Below are 18,366 nucleotides of genomic sequence, written 5' to 3' on the forward strand. Positions count from 1 at the left end.
TTGATAGTCGTTACTACGTTCACCTGCCAGCAGACTTACATGTTGTCGTATTCTTGATAGTGCTCGGGCTCATAGAGATCATGAAGGCTCGTTGATTCTACTTTCTTGAAATGCGTCGGGAGACCCGCATGTGCAATCTCTTCGATTGAGCTGAACGACAAGTCGCAAGAGGTACACTTGAACGCTGTTGCAAGGTATTCGACCTCGTTGAAGAGTTCACCGTCCGAGTATTGTTCGGGCAGCTCTTTGAATCTTCGTCCAGTCAATAGCGCTTTATTCTTGCATGCTGGACATGCGCATGTGTGCTGGCTGTTGCCCGGAAAGGCTAGTGCGGAGGAAGCGGCATCCTGCAGCTTCTTCTTTTCGTCGGCGGACTTTGCTTCGAAAACCTTCTGATGCGCTGCTACCTTGGACTTGACGCCACTGAGAACGCTTTGATTGAGGGTCTTAATCAGCTCCTTTGCCATCTTGGTTCCGTCTGTACCAAGAAAGTCGGACATTGGCTTCCCGATGAAGTCGTGCAGCACCGACACGGTTTCAAAAAATCGAGCTAGCCACTTATCGGTGCCAAGGTTTTCATACGGAAGGTCTGCGGTGTGAACATGAGCATTGCGTTGCAGAGCAAGAAACTCGCACAACTCTCGATGCTGTGCCTGAAACGGATCGATGATCTTTTCTACTCGAAGATAGACTGAATGCGCAGGCAGCGAGCGGGGCTTTGCGAATGTGTAGCCGCAGGCGTAGAGCACGTTAGAATCATCTCTCGGGTCTGCATTTAGAACCGGATGTACTTTGGTGAGAGCACTTCTAGCCAAGCACTCAAGCGCCAACGATGCAAAAAAGGCGAGCTCTGGTGAACCGTGATCGCTCTCGTTCGCTTGGTCCATAAATAGCTTCGCCTTCTTCCATAGCCCCTCTGATTCCCAAGCCTGCACGTCAGCCTCCCCCAATCAATATACGCTTTAACACTCTGTTCGCGTCGGGACGCTTGCTTGGTCCACGTGCGTGAACCATGCGTCGATTGTCGATAATCAGTAGGCATTCCGGCTCCCACGAAACGCGGGTCTTCTCGGAACCATCGATCCGCTGCTCAACGAGCGCCTCTAGTTCTCGCGCCTCTCTAGTCATGGGGCGCATGCAATCTCTGTCGTAACGGACTGCGATACCATCGGCTGAGCGTTGGGCCAGCATACAAAGCCGGGGTCTAACGTGTCCCGTTTTCCACAATGCTCGGCAAGCAAGCTCTACTTCATCATCTTCGAGCTGCCATGCCCGAGAATCCTGCAAAAGAGTTTCGCGCTGTCCCTCGCCCGGATCAACGCAGAAGAGCACTAGGTAGCGAGCCGGCTGATCCCAATGTGCCGTATCCGTATGAAATGGAAACGCGTCGGTGCCATATCGGCTCGATAGGGTATTTGCCTTTGCAGCATTCGGGGGCTGAGGCCGAATGTCACGCACTGGTATCGGACTGCGCGGGTCCACCCGTAGATTTCCCAGAGCCTGGACAAAATCGAGCAGGTCGGTCTCTTGAACTCCGCGTGCAAAGATGAAGCCATTTGCTTCCAATTGGCTCACATCGATCGACATGCCGGGATCGCTTGCTCAAGGTATGTAAAACCGAATCTCAGAGATTCCATTACGCGTATTCAGCCCGAAGTACAACCTTGTTGCAAACTGATCTAACGTTCGTTGCGGCGCTCAGCATCGGCAATGTTCGTCATTCCGTCGAACGCGGAGATAGATTCCGAAGTGTCGCCAACTGCTCTGCGCACGGCGCGGCCCGATGGATCCCGGGCTCGCGGCTTCGCCGCAGCCCGGAATGACGGAATTACGGTGACAGTGCTCTAAATGGTATCAACTGCGCTCGCTTTGGAAATTAGTGCACTGTCACCGTAATACTCGGTCAACAAGGCCTTTGTCGGCAAGAAGCCGCAGACCACGGTGACCGCCACAGCCGCCGGCCGCGGCGCGTTTGCGCGGCATGTGGCGACGTTGCAGGAGATTGTTGCGGGGAGGCAGGTTTAGCGTTGCGAGTCCGATTGTTGCGCGACCTCTTTCGTTGCGGAGAGAGGGCGGCGAGGACGGTAGACAAAGGGTACGCCATACGGCGTTGCTCTCTTCAGGAGACGTCCTCTTTGCCACACCCTATTATGCGCACAGATCGAATTCGTCAGGCAAGTTCATAGATGACCGTGGCATTCAAGGCCAGACTCCAAGGCAATCCTTGGGACCTGTGGGGTCTGTCGAAGATATTCGACGGCACGAATAGTGATGCCACCTGCATCCACGCAAAGGACCCGGCGACTGTTCGGCTCGATATGCGGAAGCCTGAGGACCGAGAGCACTTCAACATGTTCGGCCATGAAACCCATGCCGACCTCACCAGCAACAGCTTCGCGCTGGAATACCCCTTTAATGGGCGCAGTATGTACGAGCTTGCCATGCCGGTAATTAACCGGATCAACGCGATAGGCCGCCTGCTCGACCCTGAGTTTACGCCGGTCACGTTGTTCAGCTGCGATCACCCTAGGGATAAGCCGAATTCGTTCAATCTGTATGGTCCGGGCAAACCGTACAAGAATAAGGCCACCCTGGGCGAACATGGGCAATCGCCCTTCGCGCACGATGTCTTTGAATTGGGCTCGGAAAACTCAGCCATTGATTTCGTGATGGAGACATGGACCCTCCCCACAACGTGGGCCTCCCTGTACCTCATCTACGAAGCGATCCGAGATAACGTCGGCGGACAAACCGAACTTGAGCAGTTCAATTTCGTTACGGGTCAGGAATTGAGAGATTTCAGGTTTGCCGCGAATACTTGCCGGGTGATCTCCGAAGGCATCAGGCATGCAACCCCGCTTGACGAATCTACCCCGTCCCACATTCCGCTATCGGATGCACGCCAGATCATCAACAAACTGACGGTCGGCTGGCTTGACGCATGGCGGGCCCAAGCGTCCGCACGCTGAATCGGCGCGTCATTTATCTCAGAACGGTTTCCGTCCAGACACCTTCCTTCATCGGGTCGTGACCGTCCGTGACCACCTTGTAGAACCATCCGCGCGGGACAACGAAGGTTATCGGCGTATGACGCTGCCCAATGTTCAAAGTGACCATCGCCGTCGGGCTGGCCGCGCATTCAGTGAAGTTATTGGGCAAGGTCACCGCGCTCGCGGCCGTCCCCGCACAAATGGTACCACCCGTGATGTTTCCCTGGGATGGATTGAACGTGGTCATAGTGACCAACCAAGTACCCCTGCTCACGTTCTCGACCGGTTGGCCGAAACTATGTGAGACCACATGTGTTTCTGCCTCGCGGGTAAAGGGCAGAAAGCCGCGATCATACGCAGCGATAAGCAGCAACCCGATAGCCAATGAACAGGCAGCGCTAATGGCTATCGCGCGCGCCGTCTCCTGCTCCGGCCTCCACTTCAACCACCCCGCAGCACGACCGACAAACCAAGCAACAATCGGCGTAACTACAGCCGTGACCAATATACCCAGAGCAGTATCACCAACGTTGTTAAGCACTCGATCCCCCTATTTCCTTGAGCAGCAACAATATCCAAAATCTTCGTTGCAGCAATCTAGAATTGTGACATCATCGCGATGCGTCATAAGACGGATATAAATCAACGAGAAGATAGAGAAATGTTGGGATTCATTGCTGGCGCTGCGGTTGTCGTAGGCGCCTTGACCGGAGCCTTCTGTCAAGGCCAGAATTACGGTGACAGTGCACTAAATGGTATCAACTGCGCTGGCTTTGGAAATTAGTCGTGGATGTCGCGGGGGCCATGGCGGACCTGGCTGCCGGTCGGGTCGCCTAGCTTTGCTGGACAGTTGAATTGCGCCCCTAACCGCTCCTTCAGCGAGCTTCGTCCACTGGCCGAACTTCGCAAAGATTGGAGCGATGGGCTGGCGTACCGCTGACGGGATCTCGCACCGCGGCGTCGACCGTGAGATTGAAGTTGCTGCCGCTCGCTGCGAACGGATCGGAACCGGCAATCCCCAGTTCATCACAACCTTGCCACCAACCGTGTTCGCCGACGACGACGCGTGGATCGAGTTGGTCGCTGAAACGCGCCCTGGCGCGCATCGCGCCGGCAGGGGTCCGCAACTCGACCCAGTCTCCGTTCTTGATCCCGCGAGCAGCGGCAGTCGCGGGATTCAGTTCGATCTCGGGGTGCAATGCACGCTTGCGCAGGCTTGGCAGCGCACGATGTTGCGTCTGACAAAACAGACTAGGTTTGGCGCAAGTCAGAATCAAAGGGAAAGCTGCGGCCAGGTCAGGGCGAGCGACAGGGCCGATTGGCGGCTCGACGAAATCCGGCATGGCCGAATAACCACGATCGAGGAAGGTCTCGGACCAGAATTCAATTTTTCGCGAAGGCGTTGGAAAGCCACGCGGGTTTCCCTTGGCGTCGCTATCGGCATACTTGCGATATCGCGTCGTCAGTGGCTTTCGCAATCCAGCCGGCGCCGCTCGAAGCTGCTCCAGCGCGATGCCGCTAGGACCGAGCTGTTGCCGGTAGCTGGCATCGACGTTGCCGTTCCAGAAATGCTCGCCGAGGCCAAGCCGCGTGGCGAGGTCAAAGATGATATCGGTGTCGGAACGCGCTTGACCGGGCGGCTCAACAATCGCTGGCCGAAGCTGAACATGCGATTGCGCGTCGGCGCTGATATCGAATCCAATTTTGAGAGCCTCGCGTTCGAAGCAGGATGCGACGGGCAGCACAATATCGGCAAGCGCGGCCGTTGGCGTCATGAACAGATCGGCATGGGCGTAAAAATCGAGCGCGGCCAGTGCGGCCCGTCCACGAACGGGATCGCCATAAGCAAGCAAAAGATTGCTGCCAAACCCGATCAGTCCGCGCACGGGATAGGGAGTACCCTCCAGGGCAGCGCGAAAAAAGTCTTGAGCGGAGACGTTGTTCCAGCGCGCCGGTCCCAGCGGGCGTTCGACAAAGCCGATCGTGGGGGCCAGGCGCTTTGCCGCAGGCAGGTCTTCCCCGGGGATAGGGGCGGCAGGTATGGCTGGCAGTAGCACGTTGCCACCAGCCGCATCGAAACTGCCGGTCAACGCATAGAGCATGGCCATCGCCCGCGCCGTCTCCGTGCTGTTGGCGTGATGCTCGTGCCCGCTCCAGGCGTAATACGAGACCGGCCGGGCCTGCCAGATCGTGCGTGCAGCTTCCTCCAATTGGCCAGGTGCAATCCAGCAGGTCCGTTCGATCACATCTGACGAATATGTTCTGCACAGCTCTGCGTAGCGATCGAAGACCGGCCGGCAGCTGACGACGCCGTGCATGGTTGCGACATTGAATTCGCCTCGCAGGGCAAGATGTCCGGCGGTCGCCTCGTAGCATCCGGCCGCCGGATCATAGCTGACGGTGCGGTTGGCCAACGAATCCCAGGCCACAAACTGGCCTGAGCTACCCCCGGAAGCCAGTTCGTTTGCGGTGAGCAACCTGTCGGTATCCGACCGCACCAAAAGAGGTCCGTTGCTCCAAGCGCGCACGAATTCATGATCGTACCAACCTCGCTCGATCATGACGTTGGCCAGACCCAATGCGAGCGCACCGTCAGTTCCGGGGCGCACGCGCAACCAGACGTCGGCCTTGTTGGCCAGCCCGACGTTGCGCGGATCGATCACGATCAGCTTCATTCCGCGCTTCAGGGCGGCAACGGTCGCTGTCGCGTGAGTGATGCGCGAAAATGAAGGGTTATAACCCCACAGGATAAGGCAGCCGGATTCGGCGATGTCGGGCATTGCGCCGCCAAGGTTTGTCGCAACGGTGCCAACGCCGAACACATAGCGCGTCGCAAAGCCGCGCCCCCAACCGCACAAGTCCAACCCCGACACCAAATTTGGCGTACCAAATGCGTTCATCAGTCTTCGGATATAGCCAGCGGAATCCGCGATCGCAGTTGTTGACGGGGACGATTGGCTGAAGGCTACCGCTTCTGGTCTGTGTTGCTCGGCGATGCGACGCATCGCAGCGGCGATCTGATCGAGCGCCGCATCCCACGAGATTTCCTCCCACCCCGGATCGGCATCGCCTTTCGGTCGTGTTCGACGCAGCGGTCTCGTCAACCTGTCCTTGTGGTAGACCAGTTCCGGAGCCGCTCGGCCCTTGGCGCAGATTGCGGCGCCGGTGGGGTGCGTCGGATCGGGATCGAGCCGCGTGAACCTGCCATCGGTCAATGTCGCGACCGTGCCGCAACGAGCGATGCAAAGACCGCAGTAGCCTTGCACCTGACGCACGTCCGGGGTTTCCGCTGACATGCACAAGCTCCGTTGTGACAATCGATGCGTGTGTCGGATCGCGCCTTCGTTTCGATGGCCGGTAAGCTGCCGCATGGTATCATAAACCGCAGGCCATGCGGATCGTGTCCGGTTATGGGCCCATCTGAGACTTCTCGATCCGGCCGAATGTCCGGTTTGCGCAAATACCGTCCGCGCCGACAGCCGGGCCGTCGCGCCGCCAACCCGGCGGCCCATGGATCGGGGCTCGCGCCCAAGCGTGCGAGCGGCGGAATGACGGGGATGGGGGCAACACCCCTTGAGACCCGCGCCGATTCGTGCGACCTCCGCCCCCAGCAAAACCCCTCATTTCGAGCCCCGTATGCACATTCTCCTCCTCGGTTCCGGCGGCCGCGAACATGCCCTGGCATGGAAAATCGCAGCCTCTCCCCTGGTGACCAAATTCTGGTGCGCGCCCGGCAATGCCGGCATCGCGCGGGAGGCGGAATGCGTGGCGCTCGATGTCGCCGACCATGCCGCCGTGATCGACTTCTGCAAGACAAATGCGGTCGAGCTCGTGGTGGTCGGCCCGGAGACGCCGCTGGCGGCCGGCATCGTCGATGATCTCACCGCCGCCGGCATCAAGGCGTTCGGGCCGAACAAGATCCCCGCCCAGCTCGAAAGCTCCAAGGGCTTCACCAAGGCGCTCTGCACCGAATTCGGCATTCCGACCGGCGCCTACAAGCGCTTCACCAATGCCAACGATGCGCGCGACTATGTGCACAGCCAGGGCGCTCCGATCGTCGTGAAGGCCGATGGTCTTGCCGCCGGCAAGGGCGTCGTCGTCGCCAAGACCGTGCGCGAGGCCGAGGACGCCATCGCCATGATGTTCGAGGGCGCGTTTGGCGAAGCCGGCGCCGAGGTGGTGATCGAGGAATTTCTGCCGGGCCGCGAGATCAGCTTCTTCGCGCTCTGCGACGGCGAGACCGCCATCCCGCTGGCCTCCGCCCAGGACCACAAGCGGGTGTTCGACCACGATGTCGGGCCGAACACCGGCGGCATGGGCGCCTATTCGCCGACGCCGTTGGTGACGCCGGCGATCCACGACGCGATCATGGCCAAGATCATTCTGCCGACGGTCGCCGGCATGAAGCAGCGCGGCACGCCGTTCCGGGGCATTCTCTATGCCGGGATCATGCTGACGACGCAGGGCCCGAAGCTGTTCGAGTTCAACGTCCGCTTCGGCGATCCCGAGTGCCAGGTGCTGATGCTGCGCATGATGTCCGACATCGTGCCAGCGTTCATCGCCGCCTGCGACGGAGAGTTGAAGCATTTTGATCTGCGCTGGTATCCGGAATCCGCGCTGACCGTGGTGATGGCCGCGAAGGGCTATCCCGGCGACTATCAGAAGGGCACGCGAATCGAGGGGCTCGACGAGGCCGCGAAGGTCGACACCGTCGAGATCTTCCACGCCGGCACGGTCGCGAAGGATGGCGCCATCCTCGCCAATGGCGGCCGCGTGCTCAATGTCTGCGCGCTCGGGGCGACCGTGACCGAAGCGCAGGCGCGCGCCTACCAGGCTGTCGACCGCATCCACTGGCCGGAAGGTTTTTGCCGCCGCGACATCGGCTGGCAGGCGGTGGAGGCCGAGAAGGCGAGGAGCTGACGGCGGTTTTTGCGGCTCACGCGCAACGTCTGGCCGCGCCCGCCGGCACTCCAAAAATGTGCAGGCAGGTCTTGAACTTAGCTACTGTGCATGGGGTTGTTTTCGACTTTCATGTCGAGGCGCCCTCGCGACTGACCAGATAAGGATGCAGAAGATGTCCGATCTCGCCGACCTCTATCCCGGCTTCGCCTCCGAATGGATCAACACCTCGTTCGGCCGCATCTTCGCCCGCGTCGGCGGCAAGGGACCGCCGCTGCTTCTCTTGCACGGCTTCTCCGAGACGCATGTGATGTGGCACCGCGTCGCGCCGCTACTGGCCGACCGGTTCACGCTGATCATCGCCGACCTGCCGGGCTATGGCTGGTCCGACATGCCCGAGAGCGATGCGCTGCACATGCCTTACAGCAAGCGCGCGATGGCCAAGGCCATGGTGGAGGCGATGGAGAGCCTCGGCCACGTGCACTTCGCGCTCGCCGGCCACGACCGCGGCGGCCGGGTGTCGTATCGGCTGGCGCTCGATCATCCGGGCCGGCTGTCGAAGCTCGCCGTGCTCGATATCCTGCCGACCTATAATTACTGGGAGCGGATGAACCGCGCCTATGCGCTGAAGATCTATCACTGGACCTTCCTCGCCCAGCCCGCGCCGCTGCCGGAGACGCTGATCGCAGGCCAGGGCGAATTCTTCCTGCGCTTCAAGATGGCGAGCCAGACCAAGTCGAAGACGCTGGACGCGATCGACCAGCGCGCGCTCGCGCACTACATCGCCCCGTTCCGCGATCCTGCCCGCGTGCATGCGATGTGCGAGGACTACCGCGCCGGCGCCTATATCGACTACGATCTCGACAAGGCCGATTTCGATTCCGGCAAGAAGATCACGGTCCCGATGCTGGCGCTGTGGGGCGGCGTCGGCATCGCCCAGGCCGCCGCGACACCGCTCGACATCTGGAAGCAATGGGCGACCAATGTCGAAGGACAGCCGGTGGACTCCGGCCACTTCCTCACCGAGGAGAACCCCGACGTCACCGCCAAGGCGCTGCGGGAGTTTTTCGCTAGTCGTTAACGCCGCTCGCGAAAGAATTCCTTGAGCAGCCGCGCCGCCTCGCTCTCGCCGACGCCGGAATAGACATCCGGGGCGTGGTGGCAGGTTGGCGAGGCAAAGAACCGCACGCCGGACTCGACGGCGCCGCCCTTGGGGTCGGCGGCGCCGTAATAGAGCCGGCGGACCCTTGCAAAGGAGATCGCGCCCGCACACATGGTGCAGGGCTCCAGCGTCACGTAGAGGTCGCAGTCGACCAGTCGCTCGCTGCCGATCCTTTTCGCCGCCTCGCGCAGCGCAATGATCTCGGCGTGTCCCGTGGGGTCGTAGTCGGTCAGGGTCCGGTTGGCGGCGGTGGCGATGACCTCGTAATTGCGGACCACCACGCACCCGATCGGAACTTCGCCCGCCTTTCCGGCATTTTCGGCCGTTTTGAGCGCCAAATCCATGAAAGAGGGGGCTTTCAAGCCTCGTATCATCCGAAGAAACCTGCTAGTAGCTGCGCCTTCAGCAGAAGTGCTTATCGATTTTGCCTGAGCATGCGGCTCGCAATGAGCGCGCGCAATGCTTTCCGGCCACCCCCTGAGTGAGATTATTCATGCCTCGCGACAGCGACAAAGACAACGATTCCCGCGGCCGGCGAGGCCCGGCCAAAGGCGGCCGCAGCGGCAAGCCGCGCGGTCCCGACAAGAAATTCGCCAAGCGCGGTTTTGAGGGCAAGGGCGACGGCGACAAGCGTCCGCCCCGCGGCGATCGCGACAGCCGCCCGTTCCGCCGCCGCGAGGAGGGCGACGCCCCGCGCCGCGATTTTTCCGACCGTCCGAAATTCAAGCGCGACGACCGTAGCGGTGGGGAGCGCGGTGAGCGCAGCTTCAAGCCGCGTGGCGACCGTCCGTTTTCCGATCGTCCGTCGCGCGATGGCGAAAAGCGGCCGTTCAAGCCGCGTGGTGATCGTCCATTCTCCGGGCGCGACGACCGTCCGCCGCGCAGCCGGGACCGCGACGATTCGCGTCCCGCCGGTCGCTTCGGCGACAAGAAGTTCGGCGACAAGCGGCCATATGCGCCACGCGGCGATCGTCCGGAGCGCAAGTTCGACGGCGAGCGGAAGTTTTCGCGCGATCGCGGCGAGCGGGATGATTCAAAGCCGTGGCAGAAGCGCGATGATCGTCCGCGTGGCGATCGTCCGCCGCGCAAGGACTTCAGCAAAGGTCCGCGCAAGGATTTCGGCGGCCGAGACCGCAGCGAAGACAAGCCCTGGCAGAAGCGCGAAGGCGGTGGTGAGGACCGTCCGCGCTTCTCGCGTTCGCGCGACGACCGCGCATCAGGCGATCGTCCGTTCCGCGAGCGGCCGAAGTACGATCGACCGCGCGATGACCGTCCCAAATTTGACCGACCCCGTCGTGACGGCGATGGCGACCGCGGTGGGCGCAGTGGTGACCGCCCGAAATTCGATCGTCCGCGTGAGCGCTCTGAAGGCCGCTCCGACTGGCACGAGCATCCGCGCAACGAAGGGCGCTTCGGCGATCGGCCGCGCCGCGAGAACGAGGACGAGAGCAGGATCTTCGAGAAGCGCCCGGCCTTCGGCGGCCGCGGCGCCTATCGCGCGCGCGAGCGTGATTTCGAAGGCCGCCCACGTCGCGAAGAGGCGCCGAAGCCGAAGAAGGCCGGCGAGCGCATCGCCAAGGCGCTGGCGCGTGCGGGCCTCGCTTCCCGCCGCGATGCCGAGGAGATGGTCACGCAGGGGCGTGTCACCGTCAACGGCCGCGTGATCAACTCGCCGGCGCTCGACATCACGAAGAACGACGTCGTTCTGGTCGACGGCAAGCCGTTGCCGGAGCGCGAGCGCACGCGGCTGTTCCTCTATCACAAGCCGCGCGGGCTGATGACGACGCATGACGACCCCGAGGGGCGTCCGACCGTGTTCGACAATCTGCCCGAAGGTCTGCCGCGGCTGATCTCGATCGGCCGGCTCGACTTCAACACCGAAGGCCTTTTGCTGCTCACCAATGACGGCGGTCTCGCTCGAACGCTCGAGCTGCCGGACACCGGCTGGCTGCGGCGCTATCGCGTTCGCGCGCATGGTGACATCACCCAGGCGCAGCTCGACCAGCTCAAGGACGGCATCGAGGTCGAGGGCGTCAAGTACGGCCCGATCGACGCGACGCTCGAGCGCGACCAGGGCGCCAATGTCTGGCTGGTGTTCGCGATCCGCGAAGGCAAGAACCGCGAGGTGCGTAACGTCTGCGCCCATCTCGGGCTCGAGGTGAACCGGCTGATCCGCGTTTCCTACGGCCCGTTCCAGCTCGGCGAAGTCCCCGAGGGCCAGGTCGAAGAGGTCCGCGCGCGTGTGCTGCGCGATCAGCTCGGCGACAAGGTGATCGAGAAGTCCGGCGCGCAATTCGACGTGCCGCAGAAATCGTCAGGCGAGGGCGATGCATCGGGCGAGAAAAAAACGTCCAAGCGCGACGTGATCGCCGACCGCAAGGGCCGCCGCGTGCTGGTGCAGCGTACCGGCAGCGACGAAGCGCGCGAGCGCAACGAGGAAGAGGCCAACGGCTACGGCCCGCCGCGCCGTCCCAAGCGCGGCTATCACGGCAAGCGCGATTTGACGCCGCGGGAGGACTAGCTTGCGCGTCGTCGGCGGTCGTTTGAAGGGGCGCAATCTCGCCTCACCGTCCTCGCGTGACATCCGTCCCACGGCGGATCGCCTGCGCGAATCCGTGTTCAACATCCTCGTGCACGCCTATGACAATCCGATCGAGGACGCCCGCGTGCTCGATCTCTTTGCCGGCACAGGGGCGCTCGGCATCGAGGCGTCCTCGCGCGGTGCGAAGTTCACCCTGTTCGTGGACAATGGCGCGGAGGCGCGCGCGTTGCTGCGTAACAATGTTGAGTCGCTCGGCCTCGGTGGTGTTACAAAAGTCTATCGCCGCGATGCGACCGATCTCGGCCCCGCGCATCCGGTCGAGCCGTTCTCGCTGGTGTTTCTTGATCCGCCCTACGGCAAGGGCTTTGCGGAGAAGGCGCTCGCGAGCTTGCGTGACGGCGGCTGGCTCACGCCCGGTGCGCTGCTCGTGGTGGAAGAGGCGAAGGCCGCGCAGTTCGCGGCGCCGGACGGATTCGAGGAGCTGGAGCGGCGGGGCTATGACGATACGGAGTTCGTGTTTTTGAAGAGGCCGTAGCCTCGTATCCACGCTACGAAGTTCACCTCCGCCCGAACAGCTTCTCCACATCGGCCAGTTTCAGCTCGACATAGGTCGGACGGCCGTGATTGCACTGGCCCGAGTTCGGCGTGTCCTCCATCTCGCGCAGCAGCGCGTTCATCTCTTCCGGCCGCAGCCTTCGGCCCGCGCGCACCGAGCCGTGGCAGGCCATGGTGGCGGCGACGTGCATCAGGCGGCGCTCCAGCGGCAACGCTTCGTCCCATTCGGCCATGTGCTCGGAGAGATCGCGCAGCAGGGCGCCGGCATTGGTCTTGCCGAGCAGCGACGGCGTCTCGCGCACCGCGACCGCGCCGGGGCCGAAGGATTCGATGGCAAGACCAAAAGAAACGAGCTCGTCGCTGCGTTCGAGCAGCCGTTCCACCGTGGCCTCGTCCATCTCGACGATCTCGGGGATCAGCAGGATCTGCCGCTGCACGCCGTTCTCGGCGAGCGAGGCCTTCAGCCGCTCATAGACGATGCGCTCATGCGCGGCGTGCTGGTCGACGATGATGAGACCGTCGCGAGTCTGCGACACGATATAGGTCTCGTGCAGCTGCGTGCGCGCAGCACCCAGCGGACGATCGACGAGATCGGCCACCGGCTGCGCCTCGAACCGCACATCGGCGCTCGGCGCGCCAACGTCGAACGCGGCCTGCGCACGCTCGGCGAAGGCGGGCGCGGCGGAGCCTTCGAATGACGGCATCGGCGCAACGGGGGCGGATGGCGAGGCTCGCCAGTCCCAGCTTGCGGGACGCGGCGGTGTGAAGGCGGGCCGGAACGAGGACAATGCGCTCTCGCCGCTGTTGGCCGCGGTACGGCGCCCTTCACGTGCAAGCCCTTCCTTCAATCCGTGCACGATCAGCGCACGGACGAGGCCTGCGTTACGGAAGCGCACCTCGGTCTTGGCCGGATGCACGTTGGCATCGACCTCGCGCGGATCCAGCGTGACGAACAGCGCCAGCACCGGATGCCGGTCGCGCGGCAGGTAGTCGGCGTAGGCTCCGCGCACCGCGCCCAGGATCAGCTTGTCACGCACCGGACGGCCGTTGACGAAGAGATATTGTCCGAGCGCGTTGGCCTTGGTCAGCGCAGGTGCTGCGGCATAGCCGGCGACGACGACGCCCTCGCGCTCTGCATGGACCTCGAAGGCATGGCTGCGGAACTCCGCGCCGAGGATGTCGCCGAGCCGCGTCAGGCGTCCGGCTGCGCCGGGCAGCGCCGCGGCCCAGGTCACCGGCGCGCGCTCCTCGCCTGCGAGCGTGAAGGCGACATCGGGCCGCGCCATGGCCAGCCGCCGCACCACCTCGCGGATCGCCTCCGCCTCGGTACGGTCGGTTTTCAAAAATTTCAGCCGGGCCGGGGTCGCGTAGAAGAGATCGTTGACCTCGACGCGGGTGCCGTGCGCGAGCGCGGCCGGCATGATCTCGGATTTCTCGCCGCCCTCGACAGTGAGCGCCCAGGCATGCGGCTCGCTGGCATGCCGCGTGGTGATGGAGAGACGCGCGACCGAGCCGATCGAGGGCAGCGCTTCGCCGCGGAACCCCAGCGTGCGGATCTGGAGAAGGTCCTCGTCGTCGAGCTTGGACGTGGCATGGCGCTCGACTGCGAGCGACAGGTCCCGCTGGGTCATGCCACCGCCGTCATCGGTGATGCCGATCCGCCGCCGCCCGCCGCCATCGGTGAAGACGTCGATCCGGCTCGCGCCGGCATCGATCGCGTTCTCGACGAGTTCCTTGACCACGCTCGCCGGGCGCTCGACCACCTCGCCGGCGGCGATGCGATTGACGACTTGTTCTGGAAGCTGACGGACGGGCATGGGGCTTTCGATTTGGATTCGCTGACGACGCTATTCTAGGCCGTGTTGCGTCAAAAGCATGTGTTGGGCAACAGGTGTGTCGCGCCCTGGGGAAGAGGGATGCCTATCACATTGAAGATATTGGGCGTTCGAGAAAATCGCACAACCGGAGCGGACCGAGCTCCGGCTGCGGTCCTGATTGTGAGGTGCCGGGCAGCGGTGTAGCATCGTGAAAAAATGGCAAGAGGACGGGAGGACGCCATGTGCCATCTCTTCGCGCACCAGCCCCAACGCGACTATGAATCCCAGACCCGGTCTTTGCGGATCGGCGGGCACTGCACCTCGATCCGGCTGGAGTTGGCGTTCTGGGATACGCTGGAGGAGATCGCGGCCAAGGAGAACATGAGCCTCGGCAAGTTCCTGACCACGCTCTACAACGAGGTGCTCGACCATCACGGCGAGGTCAACAATTTCGCTTCGCTGCTGCGCTGCTCCTGCCTGATCTATCGCTCCAGGAGTACGGTGCCGGTGCAGGAGTTCAAGGCGACCGTTGCGCCGATTCTCGATGCGGCCGAGTAGCTGCTAAGCGCGAGCCCGCATTCACATTCTCGATGTCGTCCCGGCGAACGCGGGGACCCATACCGCGGAATCCATCGAGTGCGGGTGATCGGAGTACCGAACGACTAGTCTTCATCACACTCCTCCCTGTGGTTATGGGTCCCGGCTTTCGCCGGGACGACACCTTGAGCGTGGATGCAGAATCTCTCCTCAACGCCGTCTTGGGCGACGTAAGATCAAATCTCCTTTTTCTGCATCGCCCCCGCAATGTAATCCGCCTGCCGGATCGCGAGTGCGACGATGGTCAGTGTCGGATTGCAGGCCGCGCCGCTGGTGAACTGGCTGCCGTCGGAGACAAACAGGTTCTTGACGTCGTGGCTCTGGCCGAACTTGTTGACCACGCCGTCGCGCGGCTTCTCGCTCATCCGGTTGGAGCCGAGGTTGTGCGTGCTCGGATAGGGCGGCGTTGGATAGGTCACGGTGGCGCCGACGGCGTCGTAGACCGCCGCACCCTGCTTGTAGGCGTGCGCCCGCATCGCGAGGTCGTTGGGATGATCGTCGTAATGCACGCTCGCCACCGGCTGGCCAAACTTGTCTTTCACGGTTGGATCGAGCGTGATGCGGTTGGTCTCCTGCGGCATGTCCTCGCCGACCAGCCACATGCCGGCCATCCGCGGATAGCCGTCGATCGCAGCGGTGAACGGCCGGCCCCATGAGCCGGGATTGAGGAACGCGGCCATGAAGGGCAGTCCGAGCGAGAGCGTTTCCATCTCATAGCCGCCGACAAAACCGCGCTGCGGATTGTTGGCGGCCTCGTCGCGGATGATGCCGGCCATGGTGGTGCCGCGATACATGTGCACGGACTTTTCGAACACGGCGTAGACGCTGCCGGTCATGTGACGCATGTAGTTGCGGCCAACCTGTCCCGATGAATTGGCGAGGCCATCGGGGAACATGCTCGAAGCGCTGTTGAGCAGCAGCCGCGGGCTCTCGATCGAATTGCCTGCGACCGCAACGATCCGCGCCTTCTGGCGCTGCATCGCCCCACTCTCGTCGGCATAGACCACGCCGGTGGCCTTGCCGCTCGCATCGTGCTCGATCTTGACCACCATGCTGCTGGGGCGGACCTCCAGATTGCCGGTGGCCTCGCCCTTGGGAATCTCGGTGTAGAGCGTCGACCATTTTGCGCCGGATTTGCAGCCCTGGAAGCAGAAGCCGATCTGCTGGCAGGATCCGCGTCCGTCGCGTGGCTGGCTGTTGATCGCCATGTTGCCGGTGTGCACGGTTTTGTAGCCGAGCTTTTTCGCGCCGGCCTCCAGCACCCTGAAATTATTGTTGCCGGGAAGTCCGGGGATGCCGTTGGTGCGGGTCACGCCCATCTTGTTCTCGGCCTTGGCGTACCACGGCTCCATCTCGGCGAGCGTCACCGGCCAGTCCAACAGATTCGCACCGGGAATGTTGCCGTAGGTGCTCTTGATCCTGAACTCGTGCTCGTCGAAGCGCAGCGATGCGCCCGCCCAGTGCACGGTCGAGCCGCCGACCGCCTTGACGATCCAGGCGGGCAGGCCCGAGAAATCCTTGGCGACGCGCCAATTACCCGACGTGGTGCGGGCATCGGTCCAGGCGAGCTGGGTGAAGCTCTCCCACTCGTCGTTGACGAAGTCCTGGTTCTCGATGCGTGGGCCGGCCTCGAGAATGACCACCTTGACGCCCTTTTGTGCGAGCTCGTTGCCCAGTGTGCCGCCGCCGGCGCCGGAGCCGACGATCACCACAACGCTGTTATCGTTCAGATCGAATTTTGCCATATGCGTTCTCCTGAACCGTTGGGTGGCCGTTAAGCTTTCGGCAGCCAGTCGATGTCGGCAAAGCCGCGGTTGATGTAGCCGCCGTGCTCGGCGGAGGAGCCCTCGTAGCCGAACCTCGGCCAGACTTCTTTCTGGTTGTAGAGGGAGACCACGAGGTCGCCGCGCACCTTCTGGAAGAAGTCGCTCTGCTCGATCTCCTTCAGCAGCACCACGCGATCGGCTTCCCAGGGCACCTCGGCGTAGGGCGCCTTGTGGCGATCCCTCGCGTTCTGATCGAGCCTGGCAATGCCGTCGCTGATGAGCGCCTTGACGGCCGGGTCCTTGGCGGCCTTGTCGTCCCATGGTTTGATCGCGGTGATGTAGTAGCTGTCGCCGAGAACGTCGTGCGGATAGATGTCGCGCGCGACCTTCAGCAGCGTCTTCATCGTGGCGGACGAAAGTGTGCCGGCCTCATCGGCCCAGGCGCTCTCGATGCTGACGCCTACGCTTGTGGCCGCGGCCACGACCGGCACGGCAGTCACCGCGCCCTTGAGAAAGACGCGACGGCTATGCTTGCTTCGACGATCGACTTCTCTCATGGCATTCCTCCGTAGATTTTTTGGATTTTATGTTCTGGTCAGTTGAAGCGTCCGCCTCGCTGGATCACCTCGATCTTGTAGCCATCGGGATCGCTGACGAAGAAGAAGCGCGCCAGCGTCTTGCCGTCGTGCTTGAAGTCGCGCAGCGGCCCCGGTGCTAGCTGCTCGCGCGCGAAGCGGGCATGTTCGGCATCGAGATCCTCGACAACCACGGCGAGATGGCCGTAGCCGTCGCCGAGCTGGTACGGTTCCTTGCGATCGGAATTCACCGTCAGCTCGACCTCGAAGGGTGAGGAGGGGTGACGCAGATAGATCAGCGCAAAGTCTGGAAACTTCAGATGATCTGCGACTTCGAGGCCGAAAGCGCGCCGGTAGAAGTCGAGCGATCGTGCTTCATCGAGCACGCGGATCATGGAATGGACAGGCTTGGCCATTCAGTTCAGCTCCTTGAGATAGGCGATGATGGCAGCGCGCGTCTCCGGCTTGCCCTGGCGATAGGCCATGACCACGCCGGGAATGACGGCCTGCGGATTCGTCAGCCAGGCGTCGAGCCTGGCGTCGTTCCAGGTGAAGTCCGCTTTCGCGAGACCGTCAGAGTAGTGAAAGCCTTCGATCTTGCCGGCCGTCCGCCCCACGACCTTCACCAGCGGCGGACCTTGCCGCATTGGTTCCGAGAGATTGGTGGTGTGGCACACTGCGCATTGCTGCTTGAACAGCGTCGCGCCATCCGGCGGCTTCGCGGCCGGCAATGGCATCTGCGCATCGGCAACGCGCACCACCAGCACCATCGCGGTGCACAATCCCAGCATGACTCCGCGCATCGCCAAAGCCCGTCCATCCACGTCACGTTCAGCGTGCGCAAACTCTAGGCGGCACAAAACATGCGGTGGTAGTAGCGGGCTGTTTCAACTGGGAACAAAGCGCAATTCGCGCGATGGGCCTGATGCGATCGACGGCTGTAATCCTTAGTCGTCGAAGCCGCGCCCGCGCTTGGACTTGAGGTCGCTACGACGCTTCTTGCCGTCGAGCCGTCGCTGCTTGGAAGCGAAAGTCGGTCGCGTCGCACGGCGTGGCGTCGGCCGGATCATCGCTTCGCTCAGGATCTCGACGAGGCGGTCGATGGCGTCCTGCCGGTTGCGTTCCTGGGTGCGAAAGCGCTGGGCGTGGATCACGATCACGCCGTCCTTGGTCATGCGCTGGCCGGCGATGCGGGCGAGCCGGATCGTCGCATCCTCGGGGATGGTCAGCTTGCGCGTGTCGAAGCGCAACTGGGCCGAGGTCGAGACCTTGTTGACGTTCTGCCCGCCCGGGCCGGAGGCGCGGACAAAGGCGATCTCGATGTCGTCCTCGTCGATGACGAGATCGCGGGATATCCGCAGCATGATGGCACCATTCGTGATGTCCGGACATACCTTGGACATCGACGTTCGGCAATGGCGCCCATGCGAAACGCAAATGGCCGGGCGAGCCCGGCCATTTCA

General features: G+C 62.6%; 17 protein-coding genes and 1 pseudogene. 7 read left to right on the forward strand and 11 right to left on the reverse strand.

The features are described 5' to 3' along the window. Positions 1–35 precede the first annotated feature (35 nt). Positions 36–935 carry a hypothetical protein gene (locus ACLFLU_RS06555; RefSeq protein WP_426411500.1) on the reverse strand — a complete coding sequence of 300 codons (900 nt, stop codon included), beginning with the start codon at positions 933–935 and terminating at the stop codon, positions 36–38. A 1-nt stretch (position 936) separates the two neighbouring features. Continuing rightward, positions 937–1,587: a TauD/TfdA family dioxygenase gene (locus tag ACLFLU_RS06560; RefSeq protein WP_426411501.1), complete on the reverse strand. Its 651-nt coding sequence runs from the start codon at positions 1,585–1,587 to the stop codon at positions 937–939. A gap of 312 nt (positions 1,588–1,899) precedes the next feature. Here ACLFLU_RS06560 and ACLFLU_RS06565 point away from each other — a divergent pair. Continuing rightward, positions 1,900–2,025, forward strand: a pseudogene (locus ACLFLU_RS06565) (transcriptional regulator); the annotation flags it as partial. Positions 2,026–2,186: 161 nt separating this feature from the next. Next, positions 2,187–2,969: a hypothetical protein gene (locus ACLFLU_RS06570; RefSeq protein ID WP_426411502.1), complete on the forward strand. Its 783-nt coding sequence runs from the start codon at positions 2,187–2,189 to the stop codon at positions 2,967–2,969. Positions 2,970–2,982: 13 nt separating this feature from the next. On the opposite strand, the gene ACLFLU_RS06575 is transcribed toward ACLFLU_RS06570, so the two are convergent. Together ACLFLU_RS06575 and ACLFLU_RS06580 are read right to left on the reverse strand one after the other, a co-directional pair. Continuing rightward, entirely contained in the window at positions 2,983–3,531 is a 549-nt protein-coding gene (locus ACLFLU_RS06575; RefSeq protein WP_426411503.1) for a hypothetical protein, read from the reverse strand. A gap of 334 nt (positions 3,532–3,865) precedes the next feature. After that, on the reverse strand, positions 3,866–6,286 hold the full coding sequence (locus tag ACLFLU_RS06580; protein ID WP_426411504.1) for a molybdopterin-containing oxidoreductase family protein: 2,421 nt from the start codon (positions 6,284–6,286) through the stop codon (positions 3,866–3,868). Positions 6,287–6,626: 340 nt separating this feature from the next. Between ACLFLU_RS06580 and purD the strand changes: the two genes are divergently transcribed. Both purD and ACLFLU_RS06590 read left to right on the forward strand, forming a co-directional pair. Beyond that, the gene (gene purD / locus ACLFLU_RS06585) at positions 6,627–7,910 is read left to right on the forward strand and encodes a phosphoribosylamine--glycine ligase (protein ID WP_426411505.1); all 1,284 of its coding nucleotides are present in this window, start codon (positions 6,627–6,629) and stop codon (positions 7,908–7,910) included. A 154-nt stretch (positions 7,911–8,064) separates the two neighbouring features. After that, positions 8,065–8,970, forward strand: a complete 906-nt coding sequence (locus tag ACLFLU_RS06590) for an alpha/beta fold hydrolase (protein ID WP_426411506.1) — start codon at positions 8,065–8,067, stop codon at positions 8,968–8,970. Here ACLFLU_RS06590 and ACLFLU_RS06595 read toward each other — a convergent pair. Continuing rightward, positions 8,967–9,425 carry a nucleoside deaminase gene (locus ACLFLU_RS06595; RefSeq protein ID WP_426411507.1) on the reverse strand — a complete coding sequence of 153 codons (459 nt, stop codon included), beginning with the start codon at positions 9,423–9,425 and terminating at the stop codon, positions 8,967–8,969. The genes ACLFLU_RS06590 and ACLFLU_RS06595 overlap by 4 nt on opposite strands. 119 nt (positions 9,426–9,544) lie before the next feature. On the opposite strand from ACLFLU_RS06595, the gene ACLFLU_RS06600 reads away from it, so the two are divergent. Both ACLFLU_RS06600 and rsmD read left to right on the forward strand, forming a co-directional pair. Next, positions 9,545–11,572 carry a pseudouridine synthase gene (locus ACLFLU_RS06600; protein WP_426411508.1) on the forward strand — a complete coding sequence of 676 codons (2,028 nt, stop codon included), beginning with the start codon at positions 9,545–9,547 and terminating at the stop codon, positions 11,570–11,572. A 1-nt stretch (position 11,573) separates the two neighbouring features. Then, on the forward strand, positions 11,574–12,128 hold the full coding sequence (gene rsmD / locus ACLFLU_RS06605; RefSeq protein ID WP_426411509.1) for a 16S rRNA (guanine(966)-N(2))-methyltransferase RsmD: 555 nt from the start codon (positions 11,574–11,576) through the stop codon (positions 12,126–12,128). A gap of 22 nt (positions 12,129–12,150) precedes the next feature. On the opposite strand, the gene mutL is transcribed toward rsmD, so the two are convergent. Further along, positions 12,151–13,965 (reverse strand): DNA mismatch repair endonuclease MutL, encoded by a 1,815-nt coding sequence (gene mutL, locus ACLFLU_RS06610; RefSeq protein ID WP_426411510.1) that lies wholly within the window; start codon positions 13,963–13,965, stop codon positions 12,151–12,153. A 240-nt stretch (positions 13,966–14,205) separates the two neighbouring features. Here mutL and ACLFLU_RS06615 point away from each other — a divergent pair, with 240 nt between their 5' ends. After that, a complete protein-coding gene (locus ACLFLU_RS06615) occupies positions 14,206–14,523 on the forward strand; it encodes a ribbon-helix-helix domain-containing protein (RefSeq protein WP_426411511.1) in 318 nt (105 codons plus the stop codon). A 215-nt stretch (positions 14,524–14,738) separates the two neighbouring features. On the opposite strand, the gene ACLFLU_RS06620 is transcribed toward ACLFLU_RS06615, so the two are convergent. The 5 genes from ACLFLU_RS06620 to arfB all read right to left on the reverse strand — a co-directional run bounded on the left by ACLFLU_RS06620 (position 14,739) and on the right by arfB (position 18,267). After that, positions 14,739–16,307 (reverse strand): GMC family oxidoreductase, encoded by a 1,569-nt coding sequence (locus ACLFLU_RS06620; protein ID WP_426411512.1) that lies wholly within the window; start codon positions 16,305–16,307, stop codon positions 14,739–14,741. Between the two features lie 29 nt (positions 16,308–16,336). Further along, on the reverse strand, positions 16,337–16,885 hold the full coding sequence (locus tag ACLFLU_RS06625; protein ID WP_426411513.1) for a gluconate 2-dehydrogenase subunit 3 family protein: 549 nt from the start codon (positions 16,883–16,885) through the stop codon (positions 16,337–16,339). 38 nt (positions 16,886–16,923) lie between these two features. Further along, positions 16,924–17,319 carry a VOC family protein gene (locus tag ACLFLU_RS06630; protein ID WP_426411514.1) on the reverse strand — a complete coding sequence of 132 codons (396 nt, stop codon included), beginning with the start codon at positions 17,317–17,319 and terminating at the stop codon, positions 16,924–16,926. After that, a complete protein-coding gene (locus tag ACLFLU_RS06635; protein ID WP_426411515.1) occupies positions 17,320–17,706 on the reverse strand; it encodes a c-type cytochrome in 387 nt (128 codons plus the stop codon). It lies immediately after the preceding gene. A 144-nt stretch (positions 17,707–17,850) separates the two neighbouring features. Beyond that, positions 17,851–18,267, reverse strand: coding sequence for an alternative ribosome rescue aminoacyl-tRNA hydrolase ArfB (gene arfB / locus ACLFLU_RS06640; protein WP_426411516.1), 417 nt, complete (start codon positions 18,265–18,267; stop codon positions 17,851–17,853). Between the last annotated feature and the right edge of the window lie 99 nt (positions 18,268–18,366).

The organism is Bradyrhizobium ganzhouense (assembly GCF_049949285.1).
Classification (GTDB): Bacteria; Pseudomonadota; Alphaproteobacteria; order Rhizobiales; family Xanthobacteraceae; genus Bradyrhizobium; species Bradyrhizobium ganzhouense.